The sequence below is a fragment of the Micromonospora sp. NPDC005979 genome (assembly GCF_040614415.1).
Lineage (GTDB): Bacteria > Actinomycetota > Actinomycetes > Mycobacteriales > Micromonosporaceae > Micromonospora.
The window spans coordinates 304365-322063 of sequence record NZ_JBEXUR010000007.1; the positions used below are offsets into that span (position 1 = coordinate 304365).

Annotated in this window: 13 protein-coding genes; 9 read left to right on the forward strand and 4 right to left on the reverse strand. The window is 70.7% G+C overall.

What is annotated here, in order from left to right; genetic code table 11:
• Positions 1–41 precede the first annotated feature (41 nt).
• Entirely contained in the window at positions 42–674 is a 633-nt protein-coding gene (locus ABZ272_RS14795) for a TetR family transcriptional regulator (RefSeq protein WP_355050470.1), read from the forward strand.
• Here the strand turns inward: ABZ272_RS14795 and ABZ272_RS14800 are convergent.
• Positions 665–2263: an arabinofuranosidase catalytic domain-containing protein gene (locus ABZ272_RS14800; protein ID WP_355050471.1), complete on the reverse strand. Its 1599-nt coding sequence runs from the start codon at positions 2261–2263 to the stop codon at positions 665–667. The two genes, ABZ272_RS14795 and ABZ272_RS14800, sit on opposite strands and share 10 nt — an antisense overlap.
• A 193-nt stretch (positions 2264–2456) precedes the next feature.
• Positions 2457–4292, reverse strand: coding sequence for an RICIN domain-containing protein (locus ABZ272_RS14805; RefSeq protein WP_355050472.1), 1836 nt, complete (start codon positions 4290–4292; stop codon positions 2457–2459).
• A gap of 299 nt (positions 4293–4591) precedes the next feature.
• Here ABZ272_RS14805 and ABZ272_RS14810 point away from each other — a divergent pair, with 299 nt between their 5' ends.
• Genes ABZ272_RS14810 through ABZ272_RS14825 form a run of 4 tightly spaced genes read left to right on the forward strand, consistent with a single transcriptional unit; the run spans position 4592 to position 9398 of the window.
• On the forward strand, positions 4592–5842 hold the full coding sequence (locus ABZ272_RS14810) for an extracellular solute-binding protein (RefSeq protein WP_355050473.1): 1251 nt from the start codon (positions 4592–4594) through the stop codon (positions 5840–5842).
• A gap of 18 nt (positions 5843–5860) precedes the next feature.
• On the forward strand, positions 5861–6832 hold the full coding sequence (locus ABZ272_RS14815; protein ID WP_355050474.1) for a sugar ABC transporter permease: 972 nt from the start codon (positions 5861–5863) through the stop codon (positions 6830–6832).
• Positions 6829–7653, forward strand: a complete 825-nt coding sequence (locus ABZ272_RS14820) for a carbohydrate ABC transporter permease (RefSeq protein ID WP_355050475.1) — start codon at positions 6829–6831, stop codon at positions 7651–7653. The genes ABZ272_RS14815 and ABZ272_RS14820 overlap by 4 nt, the downstream gene beginning before the upstream one ends.
• A 32-nt stretch (positions 7654–7685) precedes the next feature.
• A complete protein-coding gene (locus ABZ272_RS14825; protein WP_355050476.1) occupies positions 7686–9398 on the forward strand; it encodes a trehalase family glycosidase in 1713 nt (570 codons plus the stop codon).
• A 132-nt stretch (positions 9399–9530) separates the two neighbouring features.
• Here ABZ272_RS14825 and ABZ272_RS14830 read toward each other — a convergent pair whose 3' ends face one another.
• Positions 9531–10544 (reverse strand): LacI family DNA-binding transcriptional regulator, encoded by a 1014-nt coding sequence (locus ABZ272_RS14830; protein WP_355050477.1) that lies wholly within the window; start codon positions 10542–10544, stop codon positions 9531–9533.
• A gap of 213 nt (positions 10545–10757) precedes the next feature.
• On the opposite strand from ABZ272_RS14830, the gene ABZ272_RS14835 reads away from it, so the two are divergent.
• Both ABZ272_RS14835 and ABZ272_RS14840 read left to right on the forward strand, forming a co-directional pair.
• Positions 10758–11207 (forward strand): hypothetical protein, encoded by a 450-nt coding sequence (locus tag ABZ272_RS14835; RefSeq protein WP_355050478.1) that lies wholly within the window; start codon positions 10758–10760, stop codon positions 11205–11207.
• Between the two features lie 43 nt (positions 11208–11250).
• On the forward strand, positions 11251–11568 hold the full coding sequence (locus ABZ272_RS14840) for a hypothetical protein (protein WP_355050479.1): 318 nt from the start codon (positions 11251–11253) through the stop codon (positions 11566–11568).
• Positions 11569–11637: 69 nt separating this feature from the next.
• On the opposite strand, the gene ABZ272_RS14845 is transcribed toward ABZ272_RS14840, so the two are convergent.
• Complete coding sequence (locus ABZ272_RS14845) at positions 11638–14487, reverse strand: glycoside hydrolase N-terminal domain-containing protein (protein WP_355050480.1); 2850 nt, start codon at positions 14485–14487, stop codon at positions 11638–11640.
• Positions 14488–14946: 459 nt separating this feature from the next.
• Here ABZ272_RS14845 and ABZ272_RS14850 point away from each other — a divergent pair, with 459 nt between their 5' ends.
• Both ABZ272_RS14850 and ABZ272_RS14855 read left to right on the forward strand, forming a co-directional pair.
• On the forward strand, positions 14947–16521 hold the full coding sequence (locus ABZ272_RS14850) for a glycoside hydrolase family 43 protein (protein WP_355050481.1): 1575 nt from the start codon (positions 14947–14949) through the stop codon (positions 16519–16521).
• A 31-nt stretch (positions 16522–16552) separates the two neighbouring features.
• Entirely contained in the window at positions 16553–17593 is a 1041-nt protein-coding gene (locus ABZ272_RS14855; RefSeq protein ID WP_355050482.1) for a LacI family DNA-binding transcriptional regulator, read from the forward strand.
• Positions 17594–17699: the final 106 nt, after the last annotated feature.

The following is a 17699-nucleotide window of genomic DNA, read 5'->3' on the forward strand; positions in this document are numbered from 1 at the left end:
TGCCCATTGAGAAGCCGGTCACTCGACGTACGCTGACGGCGATGGACGAGATCACCGGCCTACGGGAGCGCAAGAAGGCGGCCACCCGCCTCGCCCTGCACGAGGCAGCCCTGCGCCTCGCCGCCGAACACGGGCCCGACGGCGTGACCGTGGAGGCCATCGCCGACGCCGCCAACGTCTCTCGGCGGACGTTCTCGAACTACTTCTCGAACAAGGAGGAGGCGCTCTTCTACGGCGACACGATGCGCCTGCGCCGGCTGGTGCAGTTGGTGCGCGAGCGCCCGCGCGACGAGCCGCCGTGGACCGTGCTGAGCCGGGCGGCCGAACAGTTCACCGCGGAGTCGTCGCGCGAGCTGGACCACATCTGGCTGACCCGACGTCGGCAGTTGCGCGGGCACCCGGGCCTGGCCGCGCACCAGGTCGCCGCGTACACCGCGATCGAGCGCGAGTTGGCGACCGAGCTCGCGCATCGCCTCACCGGCGCCGAGGTGGCGCTGCGCGCCCGCCTGCTGACCGCGACCTTCCTGGCCGCCCTGCGCGTCGCCATGCAGCACTGGATGGACCACCCGGGCCGCGACCTGCTGGAGATCGTACGAATAGCGCTGAGCGAGGTCGATCCCCCGCCGGCCGTGCGGCCGGCGGGGGATCGACGTCCTGATTCTCGTCAGCGGTAGCCGGCGCTCACCACGTTGGACTGGACCGCGTTCTCGGTCGCGTCGGACGGGTAGCCCGCAACCATCGCGCCCTCGTAGAACGTGCCGGCGCTGAGGTTCGCGCCGCCGTCGGGCTTGCAGCAGTCGCCGCCGCTGCCCAGGATGATCGCGCCCTGCTTCTTCATCGGGCTGTAGCCGGACGGCAGCGAGCCGTCCCACAGCGTGTACAGGCCGCCCGACTGCGCGTCGCTGCCCTTCATGGCGAAGCGGGACGTACCGTTGTTCTTCAGCGTCGCCGTGACGAACTTGCTGGTGAACGCCCGCTGGTTCGGGTTCCACGAGCTGCTGCCACCCGGGAACAGACCCCACTCCAGGTCGGCCTGCACCCACGGGCCGGTACCGGAGCAACCGCCGAACCAGCACTGCTTGCCGAAGTTGATGGCGTCCATCGCCCCGGCGGCGTCGGCCTTGCGCGTCGTCTCGCTGTTGCCGTAGTCGAAGCAGCAGCCGCTGTTGACGTGGGTGCCGCTGGTCACCATGTACATGCCCTCGGGCGCGGCGCCGGTCGGCACGCCGGTCAGGTGACCGTCCCGCCAGTAGCTGTTGCCCGGGTTGATGTAGAGCGAGTACGCCTTAGCGCCGCCCACCGTCAGAGACTCAGTGGTGGCGGTGGCCGGCCTGCTCTGCGGCGAGCCCGGAACCACGCTCGACCCCTGGTACCAGAGGTCGTTGCCGCGCCCGGACTGGTCGAAGACCACCGTGATCACGCACGTCGTGCCGGCGCAGAACGAGTCCTGCGTCGCCGCGTTGGCAGTGCCGCCCGTACCGGTCAGCCCGATGTTGCGGGTCGTGTTGTCCGACGAGCGCCGGACCTGGTAAAGGTTGCCGGCGTACGTCCCGTAGAGGGCCCGCGTCGTGCTGTGGGCCGCCACGCACGGGGTGCTGCCGGAGGCGTAGATGTCACACGGCCGCGCGCCGCCCGGCGGCGGAGTGGTCGGCGGGGCGGAGGTCGGCGGGCCGGTGGTCGGCGGCGTGCTCGGCGAGGCCCACTGCTGGTTGGCCCCACCGTTGCAGGCCCAGAGAATGATCTTCGTGCCGTTCGCGGTGCCGGCCCCGTTGGCGTCGAGGCACAGCCCCGACTGGACGCCGGTGATGGTGCCGTTGCTGTTCACGTTCCACTGCTGGTTGGTCTGGCCGTTGCAGTCCCAGATGATCGCCTGGGTGCCGTTGGTGGTGCCACGGCCGGAGGCGTCCAGGCACTTGTTGCCGTACACCGATAGCTGTTTGCTCGACGTCCAGGTCCAGGTCTGGCCGGCCGCGCCGGTGCAGTCCCACAGCTGGGTCTGGGTGCCGTTGGCGGTGCTGGAGTTGGGGACCTCCAGGCACCGGCCCGAGGCCGCGCCGACGATGGTGGTGCTCTGTCCCGGCGCGATGGCCGCCGCCATCGCCGCGGCCTCCGCGGCGGAGGACGAGGCGCCGGCCGTGGCGCCGACGGTGACGAGGACGAGGGCGCCGGCAAACGCGCCAGCCAGCATGGCCAGGCGTCCGGGGCGACGTCTCGGGATGGGATCGCGGGCCAGGCCGGGCCCGGTGGGGGACGGGGTACGCACAGGGTGGCTCCTGGAGAGTCGTGGCAGCGCACGGGGTGTGCCGACGCGCCGCAGGGGTGGTGGCGGGGCGGGCGAATCGATTCGTAGCGATGGTAGGAGCGGATTTTGATCAGTGTCAATGAAAGCCCGGTCGGCGGGAATCCGGCGGTGGCCACCCGTGCCGGCGGCCACCGCCGGGGTTCACGCGCGTCGCCTACCGACCCCAGATACGCCAGGTCTGGTTCAGCGGACTGCCCTGGGTGACCGCGTTGCACGGCCACTGGATGACCGACGCGCGGGCCGCTGTGGAGACCCCGTTGACGTCGACGCACTTGCCACTGTGCCGGGCCACGAGTTGGTAGTCGTGCGCATCGTTGCCGGAGTAGGTCACCTTCCGGAGGGCGAACTGCTGGTTCGTCGCGTTCTGGCAGGTCCGCTGGACCACCGCGGCGGAGTTGGCGGTGGATGCGCCGCTGACGTCGAGACACTTGCCGCTCTGCTGGTTGACCACGGTGTACGTGTTGGCCACGCCCGCGACCGGCCGGAAGTTCCAGAGCTGCTGGTCACCACCCTCGCAGTAGTACTGCTGCTGCGCGTTGCCGTCGGCGGTGCTCAGGTTGGTGTTGTCCAGGCACTGCTGAGAGTGCTGGGCCACCGCCACCGACTGGAAGCCCGCCTCGGAGGGCGGCAGCAGGGTCACCGTGTACGTGTCGTTCTGGTTGCCGTACGGCAGGTTCACCGTGGCGTTGTTGTTGGACAGGTTGACGACGGTGTTCGAGACCGTGACCGGCCCCTGCACCGCGCCACCGTTGTTGTACGGGATGCGCTGCGTGAGCACCCGCACCTGGTTGTTCTGCACCACGCCGCTCGTCGTGTCGAGACGTTGCAGGTTGACGGCCAGGTTTCCGGTCGTCCGACCGCCGCCGACCAGGACCTTCGCCACCCCGCTCGCCTTGGTGGCGTACGCGTCGTAGGACTGACTGCCGGTCACCGCCACGATCTCGCCGGCCTGGGAGGCGTAGTAGCGGTAGACCCACCACTCCCCCTTGGGCTGGTGCTGACCCGCCGAGTTGCGGACCAGCAGGTTGCCGAGGTCGTTGTGCAGGTTGCCGGCGCTGGCCCAGTTGGCCCGCAGACCGTCCGCGCCGGCCCGTTCCAGACGCGAGATGTACCAGGCGCCGTCGGCCGGGTTCTGCTCGTTGGACGCCCCGTACTCGTTGATCTGGTACGGGCGGGGATGCGGGATGCCGCGCGGATCGAGGGTGGCGTTGGCGGCCGCGACGTTGGCGACCGGGTCACCCGGCAGGGAGTGCCAGCTGATGATGTCCGGCACGGTGTTCGTCGAGCGGACGAAGTCGAGGTACTGGTTCCAGAACGCGTGGTTGGTCGACGGCACGCAGGCGCAGCTCGGCCCCACGATGAGCTGGTTGGGGAACTCCGTGCGGAGCCGCTGGTACGTGCGTCGCCAGAGTTCGAGGTACTGGGAGATCGGCCGGTTCCAGAAGATGGTGATGTTGGGTTCGTTCCAGATGTCCCACTGCACGGTCAGCCCGGACGCCCGGACATCGCCGATGACGCGGTTCAGGAAGTTGTCGTAGTCCGTCCAGTTGCCGTTGTCGCCGGGAAAGCGCGAGATGCCGGCGCCGTCGGCGCCCCACAGGTCGTGGGGCAGCAGGATGAACTGCCCGCCTAGGGCTGCGGTCCGGCGGGCCTGGGCGAGGGTGGCGTTCCAGCGGCGGTCGTAGTTTCCGCCGACCCAGCCACTGCCGGGCAGTTGCGCGCCGCCGGCCCGCATGTAGCGGAAGTTGACGTCGCGGTAGAAGTGGTCGGGCGGGCCGCTGGCGTTCTCGGTCATGCCGTAGATCCAGCCGGACGCACGGAAGGTCGGCGTGCCGGTGGTCGTGGAGAAGTTCACGCTTATCGACTCGTCGGCGGCCTGGGCGGGGGACGCGGCGACGGTGACGGCCGTGGTGGCGGCGAGCAGGCCGACGGCGAGTCGGGCGACGAGCGCACGCGCTCGGCCGGGCCTGCTGCGGGACGGGGTGTTCACGGGCGGCTCCTTGGTGGGGCGCGGGGGACGCTCTCCGGAGGGCTGCGCTTGCGAATCGATTCGCTCGGATCGTAGGTCGGAGACTCACTCATGTCAATGAAGTGACAGTCCGGTAAAGCCGGTGTTTCCCGGTGCTCCTCAGGAGGACTGCCGGCCGACCCTTGACCACCGAACGCGGACGGTCCTATCTTCGTGCGAACCGGTTCGTCGAATCGGTTCGCCTCATGGTCGGACCCGGTCCGGCTCGCGACGGTCAACCCACGACCCCACCACACGATCGAGTTGAAGTGAGGCAGCACATGACACGACTCAACCGACGGCGGCGACTGGCCGCCGTGGCCGTGATAGCACTCGCCGCCGTGACGACCAGCGCCTGCTCGTCGTCGTCCGGAGGCTCCGGCAACGACGACGGTGGCGGCGGCGCCTACCTCGTCTGGGACCCGTACCCCCAGTTCGCCGACGACTCCGACTGGGTCGCCCTGCTCAAGAAGTGCGGAACCTCGGCGGGCGTGACGGTCGAGCGGACCGGCTACGACACCACCGACCTGACCAACAAGGCGCTGCTCGCGGCCCAGCAGGGCAACTCGCCGGACGTGTTGATCGTCGACAACCCGGTCATCTCGACCCTGGCCGAGGCCGGCGCGCTCACCACGACCGAGGAGAACAAGCTGGACACGTCGAGCATGGAGAAGAACCTGCTCGGCGCGGGACAGAGCGGCGGCAAGACGTACGGCGTGCCGATCGGCGCCAACACGCTCGCGCTCTACTACAACAAGGACCTGCTGACCGCCGCCGGCGTCGACCCGGCCTCGGTCACCGACTGGCCGTCGCTGACCACGGCGCTCACGAAGGTCAAGGCCAAGGGCAAGAAGGGCATCACCTTCTCCGCGATCGGCACCGAGGAGGGCAGCTTCCAGTTCCTGCCCTGGTTCTGGGGCTCAGGCGCGCAGTTGACCAGCCTGGACTCGCCGCAGGCGGTCTCCGCGCTGGCCCTGTGGACCGACTGGCTGAAGCAGGGGCTCGCCCCGAACTCCGTCATCAACAACACCCAGACCACGAGCTGGCAGGAGTTCGCCACCGGCGACTTCGCGTTCGCCGAGAACGGCACCTGGCAGCTCGCGAACGCCGAGAAGCTGGGCTTCTCGTACGGCACCATCGCGATCCCGGCCAGCGCGGGTGGGCCGGCCCCGGCACCGACCGGTGGTGAGTTCGTCTCCATCCCGGTGCAGCGCAAGACCGGCCGGTACGCGACGTCGCAGAAGCTCGTCACCTGCCTGACCAGCGCCGACAACCTCCTGACCACCGACACCACGCTCTCCTACGTCGCGCCGGTGGCCGCCGTGCAGGACCGGCAGGCCACCGAGAACCCCAAGCTCCAGGTCTGGGTCGAGGCGGTCCGGGCGGCCAAGGGTCGCACCGGCGACAACCTCGGCACGAAGTACCCGAAGATCTCCGAGCCCCTGTGGAGCGCCGTGCAGGCGGCCCTGAGCGGTGGGAAGTCGCCGCAGGAGGCGTTGACCGCCGCGCAGGCCACGGCCGCGAGCAAGTAAGCGCGCCGACGCGACGACATGACCCCCACGACGCAGACCTCCACCTCCACGCGGGACCACGGTGGGGCGGCCGACGCCGCCCCACCCGGGCCCGCCGCGCCCCGCACCCGCCGGCCCGGACGATGGCTGGCCTGGGGCTTCCTGGCACCGACGGTCGTCTACCTGCTGGCCTTCTACGCCTACCCGCTCTACCGCAACATCGAGTTGAGCCTGCGCGAGTACACCGTCCGGTCCTTCGTGCAGGGTGGCGCACCCTTCGCCGGCCTGGACAACTACCGCACGGTCCTGACCGACCCGACGTTCTGGCCGACGTTGACGCACACCCTGGTGTTCACCGGCGCGTCGCTCGTCTTCCAGTTCGGCATCGGCATGGCCCTGGCGCTCTTCTTCCGCCAGCACTTCCCGCTGTCGGGCACCCTGCGGGCGCTGATCCTCGTACCGTGGCTGCTGCCGTTGATCGTGTCCGCCTCGACCTGGTCGTGGCTGCTCAACAGCGACTCGGGCCTGGTCAACGCCGCGCTCAGCGTCGTGGGGATCGACCCGGTCAACTGGCTCACGTCGCCGACCTGGTCGCTCACCTCGGTGATCATCGCCAACATCTGGATCGGGATCCCCTTCAACCTGGTGGTGCTCTACAGCGGCCTCCAGGCGATCCCGGTCGAGGTGTACGAGGCGTCCGCGCTCGACGGCGCGACCGGCTGGCAACGGTTCTGGTCGATCACGTTCCCGCTGCTACGCCCGGTCTCCGCGATCACGCTGCTGCTCGGGCTGATCTACACGCTGAAGGTCTTCGACATCATCTGGATCATGACCAAGGGTGGCCCCAGCGGCTCCTCCGCCACGCTCGCCACCTGGTCCTACCGTCTCGGCTTCGGCAACCTGCTGCCCGAGTTCGGGCCGGGCGCGGCCGTCGGCAACCTGCTCATCGTGCTGGCGCTGGTCGCCGGGCTCGTCTACATCCGGTTCCAACGGAGGCAGCACCTACGATGACCACGTCACCGCGTCGAGTCTGGTGGAAGACCCTCGTCGGCCTGGCGCTGACCGGGCTGATGCTCTTTCCCGTCTACTGGATGATCAACGTGTCGTTCACCCGGGACCAGGACATGCGGGCCAGTCCGCCGCACCTGTTCCCGACCAACGGCACGCTGGACGGCTACCGGGCCGTCCTCGACCAGCAGCTCCCCTACCTCGGCACCAGCTTCGTGGTCGGGCTCGGGACGGTGGCGCTGACGGTGGCGCTCGCCGCCCCCGCCGGGTACGCGCTCGCGAAGCTGCGCCCACCCGGTGGCCCGGTGCTGAGCTTTCTGCTGCTGATCGCCCAGATGATCCCCGGGATCATCATGGCGATGGGCTTCTACGCCATCTACCTCACCCTCGGCGTCCTGAACACGCTGCCCGGCCTGATCCTGGCCGACACCACACTCGCGGTGCCGTTCGCCGTACTGATCTTCACCGCCTTCATGTCCGGCATCCCCGACGAGCTGCTCCAGGCCGCCGTGGTCGACGGCGCGGGACAGCTGCGCACCTTCTGGTCGATCGTGCTGCCGGTCAGCCGCAACTCGATCGTCACGGTGTCGCTGTTCGCGTTCCTGTGGTCCTGGTCGGACTTCATCTTCGCCTCGACCCTCGCCGGCGGCGGCGACCACCAACCGATCACCCTCGGCATCTACCACTACGTCGGCAACAACAACCAGCAGTGGAACGCCATCATGGCCACCGCTGTGGTCGCCTCCGTCCCCGCGGCCGTGCTGCTGATCCTGGCTCAGCGGTACGTCTCGATGGGCGTGACCGCCGGCGCCGTCAAGGACTGACCACCCGCACCACAGAAAGGCAGCCGCCACCCATGACCGTCGCCCCGTCCGGTCCGGAGTTCGCCATCCAGGACATCCCGTTCAGCTACCGGGGATCCTGGCTCAACATCTCCCCCGTGGTCGCCGAGAAGACGTACGCCGACGACCTGCACCTGGTGTCGCACCAGACCGGACTGCACCCGGTGCTACGCCTCTCCCCCACGGCCTCGGACACCACCGTCGTCGCCACCCCCGCGCTGCTGACCTGGCATGCCGGTCCCGGCCGGGTCGAGGCCGTCTTCGACGGACCGGACACCCTGCGGATCCGGGGCCGGCAGCTCGGCCTGCGGATCGCCGCGGCGGCGGACACGCTCACCCCGTTCAGCGGCAGCTACCTCTACCGCGACCCGGTCGACGGCTCCCACGTGTTCACCTCGTACGAGACCGGGCGTCGCTACCGGGTCACCGTCCTGGCCGGCGCGCTGCGCCGCGCCGACGGCGTCGAGGCGCTCGGCACCGCCGACCGGTCCCTGGACCTCGCCGGTGACGAGCCCTGGGAGATCGCCATCGAGGAGTACGCCACCGCTCGCCAGCCCTACGCGACGGCCGTCGGCTTCGACCAGGTGTGCCACGACCGGAGCGCCGAGTTCGCCGCGTTCGTCGACGCGGTCGCGCCGTGGCGTGGCGAGGACACCCCGGCCGCCGAACTGGCCGCGTACGTGCTGTGGTCCGCCACCGTCGACCCGGCGGGCTTCGTCACCCGGCCCGCCGTCCTGATGTCCAAGCACTGGATGGACAAGGTGTGGAGCTGGGACCACTGCTTCAACGCGATCGCCCTGGCGGCCGGCGAGCCGGAGCTGGCCTGGCACCAGTTCCACCTGCCCTTCGACCACCAGGATGCCGCGGGCGCCCTCCCCGACTCGGTCACCCACTCCGAGGTCCTGCACAACTACGTCAAACCTCCCATCCACGGCTGGGCGTTGCGGCACCTGCGGCGACGTCTCCCCCACCCACCGGACCGGACGGCGCTCGCGCAGACGTACGACCGGCTGGCCCGGTGGACCGGGTTCTGGCTGGACGCGCGCCGCGCACCCGGTGCGGACCTGCCGCACTACCAGCACGGCAACGACAGCGGCTGGGACAACGCCACCACGTTCGACGACCACCGGGTCCTTGAGACCGCAGACCTGGCCGCGTTCCTCGTCTCGCAGTTGGACTGCCTGGCCGACCTCGCCGTCGAGCTGGGCGAAGAGGCCGACCGGTGGTCCCGGGAGGCCGACCGGATCCGTACGGCGATGCTCCGGGACCTGTGGGACGGTGAGCGTTTCGCCGCCCGCAGCCCGCACACCGGGCAGCGGCGGACCAGCCGCAGCCTGCTCGACCTGATGCCGGTCGCGCTCGGCGCCGACCTGCCCACCCCGGTCGCCGACGCGCTGGCCCGGGGCGTCGAGGCCCACCTCACCACCCACGGACTGGCGACCGAGCCGACGGACTCGGCCCACTACCTCGCCGACGGCTACTGGCGGGGCCCGATCTGGGCGCCCTCCACCGTGCTGGTCGAGGACGGCCTGCGGCGGGCCGGACACACCGCGATCGCCGACGACATCAGCCAGCGCTTCCTCGCCCTCTGCGAGAAATCGGGTTTCGCGGAGAACTTCGACGCCGAGACCGGCGCGGGGTTGCGCGACCGCGCGTACACCTGGACCGCCAGCAGCTACCTCATCCTCGCCGCCGCCCAGCAGGAGCGCCGGGCCGCGCGGCGCTGACCGGGCGGGCGCGGGCCCCTCGGCCGGCGTGATCGCGCGGCCGGAGTGGTCGGCGTGATCGCGCGGCCGGCGTGATCGGCGTAATCGCGCGCCGCCGGCGCGGACACGCGCGGTCGGCGGGAGCGGAGCGGATCAGCGGGCCCGGACCGGGCCCGTGCTGGACCGCAGTGAGATGGGTGGGCTGTACAGGCGGTGCCGCGGCACGCTGCCAGGGGCCGCGATGATCTCCAGCAGCAGCGACACCGCCTCCGCGCCCATGTCCCGCATGGGTACGTCCGCAGCGGTCAGCGGCGGGCGGAAGTCCTCCGCCCAGTGCTGGGCGGCGACGCCGGTGACGGAGAAGTCCGCCGGCACGGCCAGCCCGGCGCCGGTCAGCGCGCGCTGCATCCCGGGCAGCGCCGCCTCGTTGATGGTGGCCACCGCCGTGACCTCCGGATGCGTGACGAGCAACTGCTCCACGCAGGCCTCGCCGGAGGCGGTGTCGTCGCCGCAGCAGACGTCGATGCCGGCGAGGCCCCGCTCGGCCACCGCCGCCTGGAAACCGGCCAGGGCGCGGTGGCTGGGGCCGTAACCCGCCGCCACCAGCTCGGCGGAGCGGTTCACCAGGGCCACGTGGCGGTGCCCCAGGTCGGCCAGGTGGTGCACGCAGCGTGCGATCAACCCGGCGTAGTCGATGTCGACCCAGCTCATGCCGTGCGCCTCGGCCGTGCGGCCGATCGTGACGAAGGGCAGACCCGTGCGCGCCAGCCGGGTCACCCGGTCGTCCTCCAACCGGATCTCCATCAGCACGACGCCGTCGACGCGACGCCCGCTGACGATCCGCTCGAACGAGCGGTCGTGGTCGCCTCCCGACGGGGACAGCAGCACGTCGAGGTCGTGCCGGGCGGCGGCCTCGACGACGCTCGCGACGAAGCCCAACTGCATGTCGGTCAACCGTTGGCTGGCCGGTGGGATCACCAGCCCGAGGGTGCGCGTACGCCCCTCCTTCAGCGCGCGGGCGCTGGCGTTCGGCCGGTAGTCCAGCTCGTCGATGACCGCCTGGATCCGCTGCCGGGTCGCCTCCGACACCGTCCGCTTGCCGCTGAGCACGTACGAGACCGTGCTGCGGGACACCCCCGCCCGACGGGCGATCTCCCCGATGTTCATCCGCCGCCCTCGAATCGATCCCTGCCCCGCCGGGGACGCGCCCTGACCCGGGTCCGAGCATAGGCGCTCAGCGAAGCGACCCGGACGTCCCGCCCGCCGCACCCCGCCCCGAGCCGGTCAGGAATCAAGAAGCTCCCGGGCGCTGTCCGGGCCTAGCCTTTTCGCAGGTGGCCGGCACGACGCCGAACCACGACGAGCGAGAGGGAGCCCGACATGTCCGCGAAGTCCTCCACGACCGATTCCGACGGCTTCAGCGCCGAGGAGCGCGCCGCGATGAAGGAGCGTGCGGCAGAGCTGCGCGCCGAGGGCAAGAAGGGCGCCAAGAAGGCCGACGGGTTGCAGGCGGTCCTCGACCGGATCGCGCAGATGGCGCCGGACGACCGCGCGCTCGCCGAGCGGGTGCACGTGGCGGTCACCACCGCCGCGCCCGAGCTGTCGCCGAAGACGTGGTACGGGATGCCCGCGTACGCGAACGCCGCCGACAAGATCGTCGTCTTCTTCCAGGACTCCGGCAAGTTCAACTACCGGTACTCGACGCTGGGCTTCCAGGACCCGGCCAACCTCGACGACGGCGACTTCTGGCCGGTGTCGTACGCCCTGCGCGCGTGGAGCCCCGAGGTGGAGAAGCGGATCGTCGAGCTGGTGCGCGCGGCGGTCTCCTGAGCCGCGCCCCGCGCCCCTTGCGCGCGACGGCGATGATCGCCAGGTGTCGTTCTGGGAATTCGTCACGGACGTCGGCCTACCGCTGATCGTCGTCGGCAGCGGCGCGGGCATCGCGGTCAGCGCGTTCACCGAACCGCCGGAGGAATTCCCCTGGCCGCGCGGCTGGGAGTGGGCGTGGGTCGTCGGGGTGTGGGTCATGGTGAGCGGCGAGGCGGCGTTCGGCACCGACCGACCGTGGTCGGAGCGCGCCTGGAAGGGAGCCGCTGCCCTGCTCGGCGCGGTGGCCTTCCTGGTCGCCGTCTGGCGACGGTGGTGGTGGCGCAGGCGGGCCCGAGGGAGGGGCGGCGACGCGGCAGGGTAGCCAGCCGATTGGGCGACACGCCCGGCCCGCCGCCGGCGCGGGGCCGACGGCGGGCGGGAACGCGCCGGGTCAGGTGGTCGTGCAGGTGATGTCGGTCGGCGGGTTGTTGGTCCCCGTCGAGGTGGCCAGGAAGCCGAACGTGGTGGAGCCACCGGCCGGCAACGACCCGTTGTAGTCCACGTTCGTCACCCGCACGCTCGCACCACTCTGGGTGTGTGTGCCGCCCCAGATCTGGCTGATCGCCTGCCCGTTGGGGAAGGTCCAGGAGACCGTCCAGCCACGGATCGCCGTCGCGCCGGCGGTCACCGTCACCGAGCCCTGGAAGCCGCCCGACCAGGCGTTCGTCACCGTGTACGTCGCCCGCGCGCCGGACGGCGAGGGCGTGCTCGACACGGTCGGCGTGGGCGTCGGGATCGGGCTCGGTGTGTCGGTCGGACTCGGGGTCGGCGAGCCGGTGGGCGAGGGCGTGCTGCTCAGCGTCGGTGACGGTGTCACACCGGGCCGCGCCGCACGGTAGGTGTGACCGGCGCGCACGGCGAGTTGCACGACATCCGTTTCGGGTCGGGTGGTGCTGGGTGTGCTGCCGTCGGCGACGTCGACGAGCGTGAAGGAACCGGTGAAGAGGCGGGCGCGCAGGCGTACGGTGTCGTCCCGGTCGGCGCGGACGCTGATCTCATCGGCCTGCCCACTGGTCCAGGCCACGCCGACGGTGTACCCACCCCGCCCGCGCAGGCCCGCGACCTGGCCGGTGGGCCAGGCGCTCGGCAGCGCGGGGAGCAGGTGCAGCTCGCCGTTGTGGCTGTGTAGCAGCATCTCGGCGACGCCGGACGTCGCGCCGAAGTTGCCGTCGATCTGGAACGGTGGGTGCAGGTCGAACATGTTCGGCGCGAGCCGGTCGGTGCGGACGAGGTCCTTCAGGAGCTTGTGGGCGCGGGTTCCGTCCTCCAGCCGGGCCCAGTAATTGATCTTCCAGGCGAGGGACCAGCCGGTCCCGTCGTCGCCGCGCAGTTCCAGCGTCCGGCGGGCAGCCTCGTAGAGCTGCGGGGTGCCGCGCTTGGTGATCTGGTTGCTGGGATGCAGGCCGTACAGGTGGGAGACGTGCCGGTGGTTGCGTTCGGTCTCCACCCAGTCGGCGAGCCACTCCTGCACGTTGCCACGGGAGCCGACCTTCGTCGGGGCCAGCCGGTCCCGCGCCGTACGGACCTGGGAGCGGAACGTGGTGTCCACACCCAGCACCTCGCTGGCCCGGGCCACCGCGTCGAACAGGTCCCGCAGGATCTGGTTGTCCATGGTGGGTCCGGCGCAGACGCTGGCGTTCGAGTGGTGCGGCAACTCCGGCGAGTTCGACGGGTTGGTGACCAGGTAACCGAGCGACGGGTGGGCGACCAGGGTGTCGAGGAAGAACTGGGCCGCGCCCTTGAGCGCCGGATAGTTGGCCTGAAGGAAACCGGCGTCGCCGGTGAACAGGTAGTGCTCCCAGATCAGCGTGGACAGCCAGGCCCCGCCGGTCTGCCACATCCCCCACAGCGCACCGTCGACGACCGAGGCGCCCCGCCACGCGTCGGTGTTGTGGTGGGTGACCCAGCCACCCGCGCCGTACTGCGCCTGGGCGACGCGGGCGCCAGTGGCCGTCAAATCCTTGATCATGTCGAAGACCGGCAGGAAACACTCGGCCAGGTTCGTGGTGTCGGCGGGCCAGTAGTTCATCGGCAGGTTGGCGTTGATCGTGTACTTCGAGTCCCACGGCGGCGTCATCGAGTCGTTCCAGATGCCCTGCAGGTTCGCCGGCTGCGTGCCCGGACGCGAGGAGGAGATCAGCAGGTACCGGCCGAACTGGAACAGCAGGGCCGAGAACTGCGGATCGTTGGTGCTCCCGTGCTGGGCGATCCGCACGTCGGTCGGCTGGTCCGCCGCTGCCGTCCGCCCGAGGTCGATGGTCACCCGGTTGAACAGAGCCTGGTAGTCGGCGAGGTGGCGGCTGCGCAGCTGGTCGTAGCTCGCCCCCCGGGCGGCGCTGAGGCGGGTACGCGCGATGCCCTGGTAGTCGCCGTTGACCGTGCGGTAGTTGACGTAGCTGGACCCGATCGAGATCAGGACGGTCACGCTCGTGGCCCCGGAGACGCGCAGGGTGCCGCCCGAACTGCTGACCGTCCCGCCCGTCGCGGCGGCGTAGGCCAGCGCGAGGAAACGCACCGACCCGTTGACGCCCTCCATGGCTCCGGAGATGCCGTCGACCGCGATCGTGGCGGCGTCGGGGCTCGACATCGTCGTGCGTTGTGGGCTGTCGAAGGTGGCGTTGAACGTGATCGAGTTGGCGCGGTCGGCGGTCAACCGCAGCACGATCACCCCGTCGGGCGCGTTGGCGAACACCTCGCGCTGGTATCGGACGCCGTTGAGCACGTACGTGGTGGTGACAGTGGCGGTGGTCAGGTCGAGCGTCCGGTTGTACTGAGACGCGCCGCTGGCGGAACCGAAGGCGAGACGCAGGTTGCCCACCGGCTGGTAGGCGAGCTGACCGCCCGGGTTCCCCATCATCGTCTGGTTGATCAGGTCCTGCGCCGACGTCCACTGATCGGCGAAAACCCGCCGCCGGATCTCGGCGAGGTTGGCCGCGCCCCGGGTGTTGGCCGAGTCGTACGGGCCGCCGGCCCAGACGGTGTCCTCGTTGAGTTGCAGCCGTTCGGTGTCGACGTTGCCGAACACCATCGCGCCGAGACGCCCGTTGCCGATCGGCAGCGCGCGAAGCCAGTCGGTGCCCGCCGGCTCGTCGTACCACAGAGCCATGTCGTTGGCGGCGAGCACCTGCGGCGGCGCGACCGAGCCGGCGCGGGCGACGGCGGACCACGCGACCGGTAGCAGCGCGGCGCCCGCGCCCACGGCACCGGCGCGCAGCACGTTTCTTCGTGTCACTTCGGACATGATCTCTCCAATCTGCGCAGGCCAGATGCCTCACGCAGGTGGGACGGCGCCGCTGGAGACGCCGCCGGAATTGGCGCTATGGCGGGGACGTGCCCACGGCCGGGTTGCCGTTCGAGTCCTGGCGGGGACGGTCGGCGGCGGCCGGGGACGCGCGGTGGGCGCTCGCTGTTAGCGTTAACAGGTGCGGCCCGCTCGCACCGTTGGGCAACGTTCACAGCCGAGACCCGGCGCACCGGGCTCCCGGCGGCGCGCCATGCATCCTCCATAGACCTTCGTAGATGGCGGCGGCGCGCGTCAATAGGTGTCGGTCATGTTTCGGATCGCCGCAAGCGGCGCTCCCACGGGGGCCACCCGGACACCTTGCCATCGACGCGGCTCGTTCGTAGCATCCCAGGGGCGCGAGATGTTATCGCGAACAAATCGCGACATCCCGGCACCGACCGCCCGGAGGTGGCAGCTGTGACCCCAGGCTCGTCGGCCGTTGCGGGCTACCACAACCCGGTCGTACCCGGCTTCTATCCCGACCCGAGTATCTGCCGGGTCGGCGAGGACTACTACCTCGTCTGCTCGAGCTTCGAATACTTCCCCGGGGTGCCGCTCCTGCACAGCCGCGACCTGGTCCACTGGCGACAGATCGGTAACGTCCTCGACCGTGCCAGCCAGTTGGAGATCCCGCCCGACGCCGACGCGTCCCGCGGCATCTTCGCGCCGACCATCCGCCACCACGACGGCCGCTTCTGGGTGATCACCACAAACGTTAGCCTCGGCCGGCATCTCATCGTCACCGCGACGGATCCCACCGGCCCGTGGTCGGAGCCGGTTCACCTCGACCTGCCGCACGTCGACCCGTCCCTGGCCTGGGACGACGACGGCACCTGCTGGCTGACGACCTCGGGGGTGGACGGCTACCGGATCGACCCGGACACAGGCCGGGTGCTCGAGGGTCCGATCGCGCTCTGGTCCGGCACCGGCGGGCAGTACCCGGAGGCGCCGCACCTGTACCGGATCGGCGAATGGTGGTACCTGCTGCTCTCCGAGGGTGGCACGCACACCGGTCACGCCGTTTCGGTCGCCCGGTCCCGCAGCCCTCGGGGACCGTTCGAGCCCGCGCCGATCAACCCGATCCTCACCCACCGGAGCACCAACCTCCCCGTCCAGGCGACCGGGCACGCCGACCTGGTGCAGGCCACGGACAGCAGTTGGTGGATGGTCCTGCTGGGGATCCGGCCCAAGGGCCAGTGGCCGCCCTTTCACGTGCTCGGGCGCGAAACGTTCCTCGTGCCGGTCCGGTGGGTCGACGGCTGGCCCGTGGTCGACCCCGTCCGAGAGATCACCGCCGCACCCGCCGGCAGTCCGCCGGCCCTGGCCGCCTCACCCGACGCGGGCGGGCACCGCGACGACTTCGACGCGACCGGCCTCGCACCCGGGTGGGTCTCGCCCCGCTCCCGTCCCGACGCGGCCTGGTCGTTGACCGAACGGCCCGGGTGGCTCACCCTGCACGCCACCGGCACGACGCTGGACCGCGCCGGCGCGACGATCGTGGCGACCCGCCAACGCCACCATGACTGCCGCGCCAGCGCGAGGCTGGATCCGGGCGGTGGCACGGCCGGGCTCACCCTGCGTATCGACGAGGCGCACCACTACGACCTCGAGGTCCAGGACGACGTCGTCCGCGTCGTCGGCCGGGTGGGACCGTTCCGGCAGGTCTTCGCGACCCTCGACGTACCCGGTGGTCCGCTCGTCCTGACGATCACCACCCGGACCCACGATCTCTACCCGCCGACCGTGACGTCCGCCGCCGGTCTCACCGCCACCGACGAACCCTTCGGGGTACGCGCCGCCACCAGCGACATGATCGCGTTCGAGGTGAAGAGCCGCGAAGGCCAGGTGCTGCTGGCCGAACTCGACGGCAGGTACCTCTCCACCGAGGTCGCCGGCGGCTTCACCGGCCGGGTCATCGGCATGTACGTGACCGACGGCGTCGCGGCCTTCGACTGGTTCGACTACCGGCCGGTGGCGCGTCCGGCCGGCTGAGCGACCGGTGCCGCGACCGTAGACTCGCCGTGTGAGCGACGAGAGCCGACGGCGCCGCCCCCGCAAGCCACTGAGGGGTGACCTGCCCGTCGCCACGATCGCCGAGCTCGCCGGAGTGTCCCCTCCCACGGTGTCCAAGGTCCTCAATGGCCGCGCCGGGGTGGGTGAGCAGACCCGGCAGCGGGTGGAGGCGCTGTTGCGCGACCACGGCTACCGTCGACCGGCGGACGCCGCGAGAACCCGCTGCGTCGAGGTGCTCTTCCACCACATGCTGCCCTCGATCGCGTTGGAGATCCTGCGCGGCATCCAGGAGGTCGCCGACGCGCGGCACTGCACGGTCGGGTTCGTCGACCTCCGTCACCGCGTGATGGCGGGGCTGCCCTGGATGGAGCCTCTGCTGCTGCGGCATCCGACCGCTGTCATCGCGGTCTGTTCTCTCGTCACCGCCGAACACGGCCGACAGTTGGCCGCCATGGGCATACCGCTGGTCGCCATCGACCCGGGCGGCGAACACTTCCCCACCCCCGCCGTCGGGTCGAACAACTGGAGCGGCGCCCTCGCCGCCACCCGGCACCTTCTCGACCTCGGCCACCGGCGGATCGGGGTACTCACCGGACCGGTGCAGGACCTGGCGGCGCGGGCTCGCCTGGACGGCTTCCGCGCCGCGCTGGATCATGCCGGCATCGGATTCGACGACAGCCTCGAACGGCAGGGGGTCTTCAGCTTCGTGGCCGGCCGGGACCTCGGCCGCGAGTTGCTGTCCCTGCCCGAACCACCCACCGCCGTCGTCTGCGGCAACGACCTGCAGGCCCTCGGCGTCTACGCGGCGGCCCACGACGTCGGCTGGCGGATCCCCGAAGACCTCAGCGTCGTCGGGTTCGACGACGTGGACCAGGCGACCTGGACGTCGCCACCACTGACCACGGTGCGACAACCGTTCACCGAGATCGGGGCCACCGCCGCCCGCCTCGCGTTGACGCTGGCCGACGGTCACGCCCTGCCCCAGGAGCGGTACGAACTCAGTACGGCGCTCGTCGTCCGGGGCAGTACCGGGCCACCCGGTCCTCGGTAGCAGTGCCGACCGCGACATCGCCAAGATTTTTTCGGCGATGATGTCGAGAACAACCATCCGGCGTCGTCCCCGGGGTGAACGCGACCGGAACGGGTCGCGCCAGCGA